The sequence below is a fragment of the Roseateles sp. YR242 genome (genome assembly GCF_900109745.1).
In the GTDB taxonomy this organism is placed as follows: Bacteria; Pseudomonadota; Gammaproteobacteria; order Burkholderiales; family Burkholderiaceae_C; genus Roseateles.
Map to the genome: position 1 here is coordinate 844118 of NZ_FOAV01000001.1, position 14529 is coordinate 858646.

General features: G+C 66.3%; 8 protein-coding genes. 3 read left to right on the forward strand and 5 right to left on the reverse strand.

Translation table 11 applies throughout. The annotated features are described in order from the left end of the window. Positions 1-3 precede the first annotated feature (3 nt). On the reverse strand, positions 4-1392 hold the full coding sequence (locus BMY53_RS03675) for an EAL domain-containing protein (protein ID WP_255370010.1): 1389 nt from the start codon (positions 1390-1392) through the stop codon (positions 4-6). An 89-nt stretch (positions 1393-1481) separates the two neighbouring features. On the opposite strand from BMY53_RS03675, the gene BMY53_RS03680 reads away from it, so the two are divergent. Genes BMY53_RS03680 through BMY53_RS03690 form a run of 3 tightly spaced genes read left to right on the forward strand, consistent with a single transcriptional unit; the run spans position 1482 to position 9126 of the window. Then, positions 1482-2663 carry a vWA domain-containing protein gene (locus BMY53_RS03680; RefSeq protein ID WP_092943645.1) on the forward strand — a complete coding sequence of 394 codons (1182 nt, stop codon included), beginning with the start codon at positions 1482-1484 and terminating at the stop codon, positions 2661-2663. Then, positions 2660-4555, forward strand: a complete 1896-nt coding sequence (locus BMY53_RS03685) for an autotransporter assembly complex protein TamA (RefSeq protein WP_092943647.1) — start codon at positions 2660-2662, stop codon at positions 4553-4555. Before BMY53_RS03680 ends, BMY53_RS03685 begins: the two co-directional genes overlap by 4 nt. Before the next feature lie 29 nt (positions 4556-4584). After that, complete coding sequence (locus tag BMY53_RS03690) at positions 4585-9126, forward strand: translocation/assembly module TamB domain-containing protein (RefSeq protein ID WP_143073905.1); 4542 nt, start codon at positions 4585-4587, stop codon at positions 9124-9126. Between the two features lie 19 nt (positions 9127-9145). On the opposite strand, the gene BMY53_RS03695 is transcribed toward BMY53_RS03690, so the two are convergent. From BMY53_RS03695 to BMY53_RS03710, 4 genes are all read right to left on the reverse strand, one after another. Continuing rightward, on the reverse strand, positions 9146-10069 hold the full coding sequence (locus BMY53_RS03695) for a hypothetical protein (protein WP_143073906.1): 924 nt from the start codon (positions 10067-10069) through the stop codon (positions 9146-9148). 249 nt (positions 10070-10318) lie between these two features. Then, positions 10319-11911 (reverse strand): bifunctional aspartate transaminase/aspartate 4-decarboxylase, encoded by a 1593-nt coding sequence (locus tag BMY53_RS03700; protein WP_092943653.1) that lies wholly within the window; start codon positions 11909-11911, stop codon positions 10319-10321. Between the two features lie 18 nt (positions 11912-11929). Beyond that, positions 11930-13615, reverse strand: coding sequence for an aspartate-alanine antiporter (aspT, locus tag BMY53_RS03705; RefSeq protein WP_177200695.1), 1686 nt, complete (start codon positions 13613-13615; stop codon positions 11930-11932). Positions 13616-14041: 426 nt separating this feature from the next. Beyond that, a partial coding sequence (locus BMY53_RS03710; RefSeq protein WP_218151168.1) for a hypothetical protein occupies positions 14042-14529 on the reverse strand: 488 nt, incomplete at its 5' end.

Consider the following 14529-nt stretch of genomic DNA (forward strand, 5'->3'; position numbering starts at 1 on the left):
CATTCAATCGCTGTCCCAATCCAGATCCCCACATAGCACCCGCAACCGTCGGTCCTGCCAAAAAGCCACGGAGACCGTCACACACAGCCGGGCGCCATACAGGCTGAGGTAAGGCCGCGTCACCTGGATCTCCCCCACCGACTCGGCCGCCCGACGGAAATAGGGCCGACGAGACCACCTCGCATCTCCCGCCCGAACCAGCGGCACAAAACGCGGATCCGTCACCCCATCGGCGGGCGGCGCCGGACGGCCTCCGCCGCCACCTGCCGTGGACACCGCCTTGAACCCCAGCTCACGGCCGTCCTCGTCCAGCAGATAACACACCTGCGTCCCGCTCAACTGCAGGAATGCCTGGCAGGCCACCGCCAACGGCAGCCCCTGCTGCAACGGCTGCAGCGCCAAAGCCAGCGCCGTGCGGAATGGCGCCAACCGCTCATCGTGGTCCCGCCGCACCTGGGCCTGCCGCTCACTGAAGAGATCCCAGATCCCCTCCAGCGTGCTGGACACCCCGGCCTCCGGCAGCAGATCCGCCTGCGGATGCGCAAACGCAAACCCTTGCACCAGATCCACATCGGCATCCATCGCCAACTGCGCATCCTCCCGGTGCTCCACCCCCTCCAGCAACACCAGCGCGCCACACTCATGCAACAGCGCCACCATCTGGCTCAACACCCGCGCCATGCGCCGCGACGACCGGGCATGCCGCAACATCCCCCGGTCCAGCTTCACGATCTCCGGACGAATGCGCCAGATGCGGTCAAAGTTGGAATGCCCCACACCAAAATCGTCCAGCGCCAGCAAACAGCCGGTCGCCCGGGCCGCCAGCACCGCCGCTTCAAAGCATTCGTCCCGGGCCATCACATCCTCGGTCACCTCCATCACCAGCCGGTGCGTGGGCAACCCCAGTTGCTGCACCACCTGCACGGCACTGGCCAGCAACTCGCTCTCACGCGCCGTCAACAGAAAAACCGCCGGATGAATGTTCAGGAACAGCCAGCAGTCCGGCGGCCCCTGCGTCACAAAATTGTGAACATGCAGCAGCCGGCACAAGCGGTCCAGTTGCACCTGCTCCTCGAAACTGCTGACGCCCGCAAACGCACTCACCGGCGGTACAGGCTGGCCCGACGCGTCAGTCACCCGCACCAGGGCCTCATACCCCACTGGCCGCCGGTGCGGAAAGCTGTAGATGGGCTGGAAGGCACTGGTCAGTTGGTGGCCACCGTGCCGGGCAGCCCATCGAGCCGTGCCTGCCGCTCCGGCCGATGCCTCAGTACCCGCATCAGCGGGATCATGGGGATGACCAGGATCAACGGCGACACCACGAGCAACGCGCGGCAACTCATGGATGGCGCCATACAAGGCCTTCAACATTTGTTCGACTTCGATGTCCATGCGCCCTCACCCCAACACCGTGCGAACATCGTACGCGCTTGCCTCGGCATGGATAATGCCCTGACGCCCTGCAGTTCAGGGGGAGGACCATGCTGATCCAGTTCTTCTATACCTTGCGCGCCGCCCGGCTTCCCGTCTCCGTCAAGGAGTACCTGACGCTGCTGGAGGCGCTGCAGGCGGGTGTGCTTGACGATGACGCCGGACCGACGGTGGACAAGTTCTATGCGCTCGCCCGTACCACCCTGGTCAAGGACGAAGCCCTGTTCGACAAGTTCGACCGGGCCTTCGCCGCCTATTTCAAGGGCGTCGAACTGATCACCGACCTGGTCAAGACCTTGCCCCCCGAATGGCTGACCAAGCAGTTGGAGCGAGAACTCACGCCCGAACAGCTGGCCGAACTCAAGGCCATGGCGTGGGACGAGCTGATGGACACCCTGCGCCAGCGGCTGGAAGAACAGACCGAACGCCATGAAGGCGGCAACCGCTGGATCGGTACCGGTGGCACCAGCCCTTTTGGCCATGGCGGCACCAACCCGCGCGGCGTGCGCATCGGCGGCCCCGGTGGCCAGCGCAGCGCCGTGAAGGTCTGGGAACAACGCGCCTACAAGGACTACGACGACCAGATCGAACTCGGCACCCGCAACATCAAGGTTGCCCTGCGGCGGCTGCGGCGCTTCGCCCGCGAAGGCTCCGAACTCGAACTGGATCTGGACGACACCATCCACAAGACCGCCGCCAACGCCGGCATGCTGGACATCCGCATGGTGCCGGAGCGGCACAACAAGGTGAAGCTGCTGCTGCTCATGGATGTGGGCGGCACCATGGACGAACATGTGCACCGGGTGGAAGAGCTGTTCTCGGCCGTGAAAAGCGAGTTCAAGCACATGGAGTTCTTCTACTTCCACAACTGCGTCTACGACCACGTGTGGCGCAACAACCGCCGCCGGTTCAGCGAGAAGACCTCCACCTGGGATCTCATCCACAAGTACAACCGGGACTACAAGCTGATCTTTGTGGGCGACGCCACCATGAGCCCCTACGAGATCCTGCAGCCCGGCGGCAGCGTGGAATACAACAACGAGGAAGCCGGTGCCGAATGGCTGCAGCGGCTGACCCATGCCTTCCCCAAGCACGTATGGATCAATCCCGAGCCGGCAGGTGTCTGGCAGTACCGCCAGAGCATCTCGCTGATCCAGCAGCTCATGCAGCAACGCATGATGCCGCTGTCCATGAGCGGCCTGGAACAGGCGATGCGTGTGCTCAACCGATGAGGAGCTGGCTGGTACTGGGCCTGGCGGCCATGATGGGCGCACAGCTGACCGGATGCGCCCTGTTCGCCTCGGACCGCAAGGCACAGCTGAAGGTGGCCGCTCCCGCCGAGCCCCCGGACGACAGCCGCCCGGCGTCGGAGCGCAAGCGCATCGAGGCCTATGAGCTGACCATCGACGCGCCGCCGGAACTGCGCTCGCTGCTCATGACCCACCTGGACCTGGCCCGCTTTCGCGACACGCCGGAAGACATGCGGCTGACCGCCGCCGAGCTGCGCCGCCTCGCCGCCGTAGCCCCGGAGCAGGCCCGGCAACTGCTGGAGACCGCCGGTTATTTCAATGCCAAGGTGCGCACCGAAGAAGTGGGCGACCTGAACGACGGCGTGCGCAACCTGCATCTGATCGTGGACACCGGCCCCCGCGCTCTGGTCGGCGCGCTGGACCTGCGCATCGAAGGCCCCCTCAAGGCCATGTCCGAACGCGGCGACAAGCTCGCCAACGCGCTCGAACGCACCCTGACCCAGAGCTGGCAGTTGCCCCCGCATGCCGGCTTCAGCCAGGGTGACTGGGCCGCCGCCAAGAACGCGCTGCTCACCCGCACCCGCGCGCAGGGCTACCCGCTGGCCCGCATGACCCACAGCCAGGCGGTCGTGCTGGCCGACGAGAACCAGGTGGACCTGGCCATCACCCTCGAAACCGGCCCGCTTTTCACCCTGGGCGAACTCAAGGTGGAAGGGCTCAAGCACCAGCCCGAAGCCTCGGTGCGCCGCCTGGCCGGCTACAAGGAGCATGACCCCTACAACGAGCGCCTGCTGCTGGACTTCCAGGAACGGCTGCTGGGCACGCAGCTGTTTGACAGCGCCAGTGTGGAGATCAACCCGGAGGCGATCACCCCCGAGCCCGGCGTGGAGAAGGTCGAAGTGCCCGTCACCGCCAAGCTGCGCGAGGCAGCTCGCCAGCAGGTCACCACCAGCGTCGGTTATCACAGCGTCAACGGCCCCACCGTGGGTATCGAACACACCCACCGCAAGCCCTTCGACCTCAACATCCGCGAACGCACCAAACTGACCATCGGTCGGGACAACAGCTCCATCGATGCAGAAATCAGCTCGCACCCCCAACCCAACATGCAACGCAGCCTGGCGGCGTTCTATGCGGAACGGCTCACCTCGGGCGAGCAGGTCAACGTGAACTTGCGGACCCGGCTGGGTTATGCCCGCGAGACCGAACCCGAGGACCAACTGCAGTACGTGGAACTGCTTCGCTCCTGGGAACACGCGCCCAACGTCGAGACCACCATGGCCGGCGCGGTGTCCCTGAACCAGCAAAACATCTGGCGCCGGGTTGACTCCAAGCTGCTGCCCACCAAGGGCTGGACCGCCAGCCTGCTGGTGGGCGGCGGCTGGGCCAGCAGCAATACCGAACCGAACGGCCCCTTCGGCAAGGCCGTGGGCAAGTTCTACTGGTATTACCCGCTGCCGGCGCGCTGGCTGTTCTCCAGCCGCGTGGAAATGGGCCAGATCATCGCCAAAGGCAAGCTCGGCCTGCCTGAGGCTCTGCGCTTTCGCACGGGGGGTGACGACACCGTGCGGGGTTATGCCTACAACGAGCTGGGCCCGCTGGACTCCGCCGGCAACCAGACCGGCGGCCGGGTGCTGCTGGACGGCAGCGTGGAAGTCTCGCACCCGCTCACCCCCAAGATTCCGCAGCTGATGGGCGCCCTTTTTGTGGATGCCGGCCAGGCTGCCCAGAACTGGGGCAGCTACAAACCCGCCTATGCCGTGGGCGCCGGCCTGCGTTACCGCAGCCCGGTCGGTGTGCTGCGCATGGACTTCGCCCGGGGCAACCTGGCGGACAAATACCGCTTCCACTTCAGCGTGGCCATTGCACTATGAGCGCGCCACCAGATCCGCAGGATCCCACCATGCCGGCCGCTGCGGTCGCCCGCCCGCCACGCCGCACCCGCCGCCAACGCGCCACGCGCGGCTTGCTCTGGGCACTGCTGGCCATCCCCGCGCTGATCGGCGTGGTGCTGCTGGCCCTCACCTGGGGCCTGAAGACGGATCGCGGCTCGGCCTGGGTGCTGTCCAAGGTCCCGGGCCTGACCCTGCAGAACGCACATGGCAGCCTGCTGGGCGACTTCGATGCGGAGCGGGCCGAACTGGTCCTGCCCGGCACGGAAGACCGCATCGTGCTGGAGCAGCTGCAATGGCGCGGGCTGCGGCTGGTCTGGAATCACTCGCCGCTGCTGTGGGGCGAGGTGCATGCGGACCGGCTGGCGGTGGCACGCGTACGGGTGCAGATGGCGCCATCGGCCAGCACGGGTGGCACACAGGCCCCGACGGATCTGCTGTCGCCCATCGCGTTGAGCGTCGACGACCTGGCGGTGGGGGAACTGTTCGCACCCGGGCTGGCCCAGCCGCTGAAGGGCTTGCGCGGCAGTGCGACCTTTGGCGCCGATGGCGGCGAGCATCACCGCATTGAACTGCGCTCGCTGCAGTGGCAGATGCTGACGCTGAGTGGCCACGCACAGATCAGCGCCCAGTCCGACCTTACCCTGGCCAGCGACTGGCGGCTCAGCCAGCCCCAGGGCCAGTTGCCCTGGACAGCGCCCTTCCGCCTGGACGGCCCGCTCAAGGAGCTGAACCTGCAGGGGCAGCTCGAAGCCGCCCGGCAAAAGCTGCAGGTGGCGGCGCGCGTGCTGCCCTTTGCACCCTTCCCGCTCGCGCGGTTGCAGACCGACGCCAAAGACCTGGACCTGGCGGCGCTGCTGCCCGATGGCGGCGTGCCGCACACCGGCTTGACCGGCCGTATCGAGCTGACGCCCAACAAGGACAACACCCTGGCACTGAAGGCCGACCTCGCCAACAGCGCAGCCGGGCGACTGGACCAGGCGCGGGTGCCGCTCCAGTCGCTGGCCCTGGATGCCGTGCTGGACCCGGCCAACTGGACCCGCCTGCGCCTACCGCGGCTGGACGCTCGCCTGGCCGGTGGCGGCCGGCTGCAAGCCACCGGCCAGACCAGCCCACGCGACGGCACCGCCGTGACGCTGCAGCTCGAAGGCCTGGACAGCCGCCAGTGGGACGCGACTTGGCCGCTGGTCCAGGCCCGTGGCACGGTCAAGCTGAGCACCAAGGCCAGCCTGACCAACGCCACAGCGGATGAAACCCTTCAGGTGGATGGCGCCCTGCAGGGGCAACTGGGCCAGGGCCAGTGGCGCGCGCCGATGGATGTGGCGCTGAACGCCGAACTGCGCCGCCAGTCCGTGGTGCTGAACGAGTTCCAGGTGAAGTCGGGGCCTGCCACTGTGCGAGCCACGGGCGCGCTGACCTTGACCGACGCGCTCTCGCTGGCCGGTGGCTGGCAGACCCAGCTGGATGCCACCGTGCAAGGGCTTGATCTGCGGCGGCTGCAGGCGCCAGGACCGTCACCGGTGGTGGCCAGCCGCCCTCTCAGCATCAGAGCCCCAGCTGCCACGCGGCCCACCAACCCCGGCGCACCCACCCATGAGACAGCCAGGGCTGCCGGCAACCCGCCGGCCACGGCCACGGTTTCGAACACATCAGGCCCCATGGGCGGTGCCGGCGCCCAGACGCTGAACGGTCGTGTTCAGGCCCGCCTTCAATCGGTGCGCGGCAGCCTGTGGCCGCAAGGCCAGGCGCAACTGGAACTGCACCCCAGTGTCTGGCAGGGCCTGCCGCTGCAGGGGCAGGTCCGGTATGCGCGCCAAGGTAGCGGCACCCCCGATCTGAATGCGGATCTCAAGCTGGCCGATGCCACGCTGGTGGCACGCACCCGCATCGATCCCGCCCTGCGCCAGGGCGGCGAGCAGGTGAACCTGGCCATTGACCTGGCCGCCCCCAATCTCGCCAGCCTGCAACCACTGCTGCGCAGCCAGTGGCCCAACGCCACCGTACAAGGCGCACTGCAGGCCTCGACCACCGTGCAACTCGTGCGCCCGGGTGCCCGCAATGCGGTCTACAGCAGCGATGGGAAATGGGACCTGCAGGGCTTTGCCCTGGGCGGCGTGGCTGGCCTGCCAGCGGTGGCGGCGCGCCTGGGCGCTGCCAGCGGCAACGGGACGGTCGCCACAGCAGGATCACCGTCGGCTGCTGGCACCGCGACCGACACGGCCCGCAACCGGCGTTCAGCGGCGCGCAATGGCGCCAGCGCGAACACCGCCAGCAGCGCGCCGCGCAGCACGGGCACGGTCGCACGGTCGACCAACGGTACAGACAGCGCAAACAACGGCACCCGGGCTGGCAGCCTGGCGCCCATCCAACTGGACAGCGGCACCGGCGAATGGTCCCTGTCCAGCCTGCGTGATGCCAAGCTGCTCTGGACCACCCAGCTCAAGCACCTGCGCCTGGCGCCGGCACAAGTCCAGCTGGACGAGACCACGCTGGACCTGCGGGGCAGTTGGGCCCAGCACCGCCTGACCCTGGACGCGGACGGCCAACTGCCGCTGCCGCCCATCCTCACCACCCCCACCGCCACCAAGGTGGTGGCACGGGCACCTGCCGCCAGCGGGGTGGTAGTCAGCCGGCTGCAGCTGGACGCCAGGAGCGCCCGCGCCCAGCTGTCGCTCAACGGGGCCCTGGACAACGAGCCCCTGGTCGCCTGGCGCCAGGGCGCCCTGTGGCAGGCCCGCGAGCTGCTGGTCAACCTGCAGGCCAGCCAGGTGAATGACCCCTTGCTCAAGGCCGGCCCGCTCTCGGCCAGCCTGCGCCTGGAACCCGGTTTGCAACCCCGGCAGGCCGCGCTCGCCGCCGGCCGCCTGGACATTCTGGGCGCGGGTGTGCGCTGGTCCCGCATGAACTGGTCGTCGCCCATGGAATGGGACATCCAGGCCGATCTGGAGCCGCTGGCGGCAGCGCCTGCACTGGCCAAGCTGCAGCCGGACTTCGGCTGGGGCGGGGACCTGCGCATCGACGGCCACTTCACCACCCGCCGGGACGCACGCAATCTACTCATCGACTTCATGGTCTCGCGCACCTCCGGAGACCTGACCGTGACCGATGAAGTCAGCACCCAGCGCCTGGGGCTGACCGACCTGAAGCTGGGCCTGATGGCCGACCAGGGCGTCTGGCACATCGTGCAGGGGGTGGCGGGCCAGAACATGGGCGCGGTTGGCGGGGCGGTGACCTTCCGTATGGGGGACCCGCTGGCGCTGCCGGCGAAGCAAGCCAAGCTCGAAGGCTCGGTCGAGGCGCAGGTGGACAACCTCGGTAACTGGGGTCCCTGGGTGCCGGCAGGCTGGCGCCTGGGGGGCAGCCTGTATGCCTCGCTCAGCCTGGCGGGCACGCTGGGGGCACCGGAAGTGCGTGGCACGGCGGGTGGCCAGAAGCTGTCGCTGCGCAATGCGCTCATGGGTGTGGACATGAACAACGGTGAGTTGGCGCTGACCATGTCCGGCACACGTGCCCGGCTGGAGAAATTCACCGCCAAGGGCGGCAACGGCAACATCAGCGCGGAGGGCGACCTGCACTTCGGCGCGGAGCCCAGTGCCGAGCTGAACCTGACCGCCGACACCTTCTCCCTGCTGCAACGGGTGGACCGCCGTGTGGTGGCCAGCGGCACGGCGCAGGTCAAGGCCAATGCGCAGTTGCTGGATCTCAAGGGCCGGTTTGTCATCAACGAAGGCCTGTTCGACTTCTCGCGCGGGGATGCGCCGTCGCTGGACAGCGACGTGCAGGTGGTCCGCCAGAACGCGCCCGCCCGTGCCGAGATCAACGGCAAGCCGCTGCGGGTCAAGCTGGATGTGGACCTGGAACTGGGACGGCGACTACAGCTCAAGGGGTATGGCATCGACACCCGTATCCGGGGCGTCTTGCACCTGGCGCAGGACGGCCAGGCCAAACCCACGATGGAAGGCGAGGTCCGCAGTGAAGGTGGCACCTTCAATGCGTATGGCCAGAAGCTGGTGGTGGAGCGCGGCGTCTTCACCTTCATCGGGCCGCTGGACAACCCACGCCTGGACGTGCTGGCCATCCGCCCCGGGCTGGAAAGCGACGATGTGCGTGTGGGGGTGACGGTGACCGGCACGGCCACCAATCCCCGCATCAAGCTCTACTCCGACCCGGACATGAGCGAGACCAACAAGCTTTCCTGGCTGGTGCTGGGGCGCTCGCCGGATAACCTCGGCCGCAGCGACACCGCCCTGATGCAACGCGCCGCGATGGCGCTGATCAGCGGTGACGGCGAAAGCGCCAGCGACAAGCTCATCCACCAGATCGGCCTGGACGAACTGTCGTTCAGCGGTGAAGGCGACGATGCGCGTGGCACCGTGGTGCGCCTGGGCAAGCAGATCAGCCGGGATGTGTTCGTGGCGTATGAGCGCGGGCTGAACGCCACGACCGGCAACTGGCAACTGATATACAAGCTGGCGCAGCGGTTCACGCTACGCGCCCAGGCGGGAGAAGACCAGCAGGGGCTGGATGTGATCTGGATCTGGAAGTGGGAGTAACGAGCGATCCCCATCGGGGCTAGCGCCCTGGTACTGACGCAGGCGCAGTGCCGGCTATGGCTGCGGCGCGCGCCTGAGCCTGGCGCACCAGGTCGTCATAACCGCGAAGGGCTTCCTCGCGGTTGGTGCTGCGCAGCATGCCCACCACTCGGCCCTGGCGGGTCAATGAGGCTGCGTATTGGCCCGACTCCGCATTCCAGACCAGCCGCGCCATTTCCTCACCGATGAGCTGCCGTTGCAGGGTCTCGACGGACTGACCGGTCGTGCGGTGCTCGGCACTGGATGGGCTCGACGGTGGTGGCATCCCATGCGCCCGCGCATAGTTCTCCCGCGCCTGTTGCACCAGGTCCAGGTCCATGGCGTCCACATCCTGCGGCGCCCCCAACCGCTCGGGGGACACGGTCACCGTCTTCAGATCCTGGCCCGGGACAATGGCAGGCGCCACAGCCTGCGGTGGCGCCAGGGCCGGGGCCGATGCACTGCCGGCGCCCATCTGCCCCAGCAACACCGGCCGCCCCACCTCCCCCAGCGCGGCCAGGCGGCGGAAGCTGTCGAAGTTCAACCAGGCTTCTGATTCGTTGACCGGTTTCAGCGTGCGGCGCAGCGCCCCCTGCAGGGACACGCTGACGTAGTACTGGCGCAGCGGCTGATACAGCCACACCTCAATGGCGGCATCCCCGATCTCGGCGCGGCGCATCAGCGAGAGGTCCTTGCTGGTCATGCGCCCACGCAATTCGGCGATGTTGGCAGCCTCGATCTGGGCCGATCGCCGCGCGGCCGAGGCCGATGCCGCCTTTGCGGACCCGGAACGGGCCGCCTCCGCTGGCGCCCCCACCAGCGGCACAACCACCAGCAAGGCCACCGCGAGGAACGCAGCCGCCCCCCGCTGCCGCACAAAAGGCGGGTAGCGACGCGAGGGGTGCGGGCAATGTGAGGGGGACATCGAAGAATTCAGAGATGCAGCAAGCGACCGGGTCAGGACCTGACCCCAATGCCTGACCCGAATTCTTGAGCATCACAGCGGCATTTTCAAAGCCGCCAACGCCTCACACGTGTCAAAACAACGGAACGGCCAACGGCCGACATGTTGACGCATCGGCGTTTCATGGCCGTTTCGCGGACGTTTGGTGGGCGGTTCGGGGGCCGTTTGAAGACCCCCGCCCCATACAGCCCCGGGGCGCCCCAGCCCCGCTCAGTGAGCCGCCTGGTACTGCGCGAACAGCTCATCGGCCCATTTGCGCAGCGCCTGCCCGATGGCCGTGTACTCGTATTCATTGAGGTTGGCCAAAGATGCACGGGCCGAGGCCCGCTCCGCGCCAAAGCCCCGCCCTGGCAGGAGCACGATGCCGGTGTCCTCCGCGACGCGGAACAGCAACTCCCCGGTGGACGCCTGCTTGATGGCCCAGGCCGCAAACGCCGGCCCATACAGCTGGCTGGCGATGTCCTCCACATCGAGCAGGGTGTAGTAGTTGACGGAGTGGCGGTCGTTCTTCAGCTCCACGCCCAGCGCGCCATGCAGCGCCGCGTCACGCCGGCGGATCAGCTTCTTCAGCGCCGACTTGTAGGCATCTTGCTCATCCATGAGGGCAAAGAGCGAGAACAGCACCATCTGTACCTGCTGGGGCAGCGACAACCCGGCCGTGTGGTTCAACGCCACCACCCGGCTGTCGGCCACCATGCGGTCGATGAACTTCAGCCCGCTGACGTCAAGCGTGACCGACTCATAACGCCGGTGCAGACGCTGGCGCTCGGCCTCCGGTGCAGCCTTGAGCGCCGCATCGAAGATGTTGTCCTTGTGCATGGCCACGGCGCCCAGGCGCCAGCCGGTGGCTCCAAAGTACTTGGAGTAGGAATACACCAGCAGGGTATTGGCCGGACAAGTCTGGAAGACGGACTGGAACTCATCGGCAAAGGTGCCGTAGACATCGTCCGTGATGATCATCAGGTCCGGGCGCTCATTGCGGACCAGAGCGCTGATGCGGTCCTGGCTGCGTTGGTCCAGGCAGACCGAGGCCGGATTGCTCGGGTTGATGCAGAAGAACACCTTCACGGCGGGGTCCTTCAGCTTGTCGAGCTCGCTGTCGGGATATTGCCACCCGGCCTTCGGGTCGGCATTCATCGGCACGATCTCCAGCGCGAACTGCTCCAGGTGCGGGATCTCGATGTAGGGCGTGAACACCGGCATGCCGATGGCCACCTTGTCACCCGCCTTCAGCAGGCCGTTGCTCTGCAGGCTGTTGAAGATGTAGGCCATGGCGGCGGTACCGCCCTCCACCGCAAACACGTCCATCTGATTGGGCTGGATGGTGGACTGGGTCATCTCGCGGCTGAGGTAGTGCGCCACGATCTGCTCGCTGATGCGCAGCATTCGCCCCGGCACGGGGTAGTTGCATCCCAGGATGCCATCCACCATCTCATGCAGGAAGGCGGTGGCGTCCAGGCCCAGTTGGTCGCGCACATAGCTGAGGGTCTTGCCCAGGAAGCGCACACCCTCCTGGTCCTTGTGCTCAGTGACGAACCGCTCGAAGCGGCCCTCAATGCCCTCGATGCTGGCCAGCCCGCCAATGCCCTGCGTCATGTAGGAGTAGGACAGTTCGGACTCTGCGGCGGCAAACAGGCCCAGGCGGAAGAAGGCACGGCGCGGCGTCGTGGCCAGGAAGTTCGGGTTGCCGCGCCCTGCATTGAGCATGGCGCGGTTGCTCTTGCCGGAGGAGGCCAGCTTGATCAGTTCGTCCTTGAGCTCGAACGGGCTCAGTGATGCGAAGTTCTTTCCGTTTGCAGTCATGGCAAGCTCCTAGGGGCCTCAGGCAAAGGCAATGATCAAGGGACCCAGCAAGGTCAGGAAGACGTTGGCCAGGGCGTAGGTGATGGCAAAGGGAACGGTGGGCACGTTGTTGCCCGCCTTGTCGAGCACTTCGCCAAAGGCCGGGTTCGCGCTGCGAGCCCCGGACAAGGAACCGGCGAGTTCCGCCACGTTGCGGTAGCGCAGTACGTAGCGGCCAAAGAGCATGGCAATCAGCAGCGGGATCACCGTGACCAGCACACCCAGCAGGAACAGCTTGACGCCCTGGTCCAGGATGGTGTGCACCGCTTGTTGACCGGATTGAAGGCCCACCATCGCGACAAAACCGGCCAGGCCCAGGTCACGCATCAGCGTGGAGGCTGCGGTCGGCAGGTTGCCCGCGGTATGCCGACGGCTGCGCCACCATCCGAAGACCAGCCCGCTCAGCAGGGCGCCGCCCCCGCTGCCCAGGGTGATGGGCACCGGGCCTGCACGGACCACCAGCAACCCGATGAGCAGGCCCACCGTGATGCCGAAGCCGTGGAAGACGAAGTCCGTCTTGTCGCTGGGCAGGACCACCGGCCCCACCGATTGGGCTGCACGCTGGATGTCATTGCTGGCGCCAAACAAGGTCACCATGTCGCCGGGCAGCACGACGGTTTCCGACCGGATCGGCACGGGTGAGCCTGCGCGCAGCAGCGCCAGTGCGAAGACACCGTGGCGAAGCCCTTCGGACAGGCTGGCGACGATCTCGCCCACCGGGCGGTTCAGGTATTGCGGGTTGGCGATGGCCACGTCGCGCTTGACCATCACCAGGTCCAGCCCTTCGTGGTGCAGTTCTTCCTGGCCGATCACATTGGCCTGGGCCACCACGGCTGGCCGGCGCCCCACCAGCAGGATGAGGTCGCCCACTTGCAGCGGCATCGGCCCGGTGACACCGATTTCCGCGCCCTCGCGCTGCACACGTTCTACGGTCACGGCGCCCACGGGCCCGCTGTTTTCCACGGCCTGCACGGTCAGGCCTGCCTGCGTGATGCGGATCACGCGGCCCACGATCTCGGGCAGTGCGCTCGACTCATCCACGCCATACAGGCGCACGCCCTTGAGCTGTTCCTGCTCCGCTTGAAGGGCATCGTCCCGGATCTTGCGTCCCGTGAACCATTCCAGCAGGTTCACGCAGACGATGATGGCGCCGAATGAGCCAAAGATATATGTCACCGCGTAGCCGATGGCCACGTTGGCCTGCATCGTCTGGGCTGCTTCAGGCGAGAGGCCGAGCTTGTCGATGGCGGAGCCGGCGGTGCCGATGATGGCTGACTGAGTCAGCCCGCCGGCGGCCAGGCCGGCGGCCAGGCCCTTGTCCAGGCTGAACACACGGGCGATGACCAGCACCGTGATCAGCCCCGACAGGGCCAGCACCACCGCCATTGAAATCTCGCGCAGCGATTGCCGGCCGAGGGAGCGGAAGAACTGCGGGCCGCTCTCGAAGCCGACCGCGTAGATGAACAGGGCGAAGAGGATCGCCTTGATGCCGGAGTCGATGTGCAGACCCACCTGGCTGACGACCACAGCGGCCAGCAGGGACCCTGCCACCCCACCGAGTTGAAATGAACCGAATTTGAATTTTCCTATCCAGTAGCCAATGGCCAGGGAAAGGAATAGGGCAATTTCTGGAGACTGGTGCAGGATGGATTGAATGAATGCCACGCTCACTCCTTCTCGGGTTGAACGCAGACTAACAACGAGTTGATACAGCTTAAAGACACTGCAATCGGGGGCAGCAAACCGCCCTTTGGGCGATTGCCCAACTCCTCAGAATGCGTTGAATGTCGCCATTCCGGAGCTTCATAGACATTAAAAAGGTGAGAGTTCGTGCTGTGATCAAGTAGAAAACTCGCACCCGGTACTGAGGAAATTCCTATCCAAAGGCAATGAAGGGCTCAGTAGCGAACGCAATGGCCATGGCCATGGCCATTGCAGTGGTAGCAGTGCTAGTGGAAGTGGCCAGGCGCCATCGTGTCGTGTGGCGCGGCGTTTTCAATGCAGATCCATCGCGGCGGCAATGACCGAAATTTCCGCAGGAACCTCTGAATAGTTCCCCCAAGCCGAAGTGGGGAGTGATGCAGAGGTCTCTTAGATCAGACCCAGGCCGGAGGCGATGGAGACGGCGCCCATGCTGATGCCCATAAAGGCGTAGAAGAATGCCATTTTGGGTGTTGAGGGGCAGGCCATTTTGATACAGAACCAGAGCAGGCCGCGGAGGAAGAAGGTTTTGTGGCTGAAGAAATAGCTGGCCAGGAACATGAAACCCCAGGCCATGAGGTAGAGGCCCATGACCACGTTCTTGATATCGGGCCTGGCGATCAGGGCGGCGACGGTCAGCAGGGCCATGATGCCGATCAGGGCGAAGCCGAGGACGCCACCGCGTTCCGGCTCTGCCTTCGGACCCATTGGAAGTTCGTTCGTTGTCATCGTTGCGCAGTATGCATCGACCGCCGTCGCCTGCAGGCACGCAGGCCCTTTGCTTCGATGGGCGGGCTTGCCCGCGCGGCCAGCGGGGGCCAACAACCGGCGCACACAGTCGCGCAGAACAAGCGAAGCGTCGTTCAAGCGGGGCTGTG

What these genes read in the sequence shown, in the direction of transcription:
- BMY53_RS03675 (WP_255370010.1), bottom strand. Translation starts at nt 1,392, where the DNA reads ATGGACATCGAAGTCGAACAAATGTTGAAGGCCTTGTATGGCGCCATC.
- BMY53_RS03680 (WP_092943645.1), top strand. Translation starts at nt 1,482, where the DNA reads ATGCTGATCCAGTTCTTCTATACCTTGCGCGCCGCCCGGCTTCCCGTC.
- BMY53_RS03685 (WP_092943647.1), top strand. Translation starts at nt 2,660, where the DNA reads ATGAGGAGCTGGCTGGTACTGGGCCTGGCGGCCATGATGGGCGCACAG.
- BMY53_RS03690 (WP_143073905.1), top strand. Translation starts at nt 4,585, where the DNA reads ATGCCGGCCGCTGCGGTCGCCCGCCCGCCACGCCGCACCCGCCGCCAA.
- BMY53_RS03695 (WP_143073906.1), bottom strand. Translation starts at nt 10,069, where the DNA reads ATGTCCCCCTCACATTGCCCGCACCCCTCGCGTCGCTACCCGCCTTTT.
- BMY53_RS03700 (WP_092943653.1), bottom strand. Translation starts at nt 11,911, where the DNA reads ATGACTGCAAACGGAAAGAACTTCGCATCACTGAGCCCGTTCGAGCTC.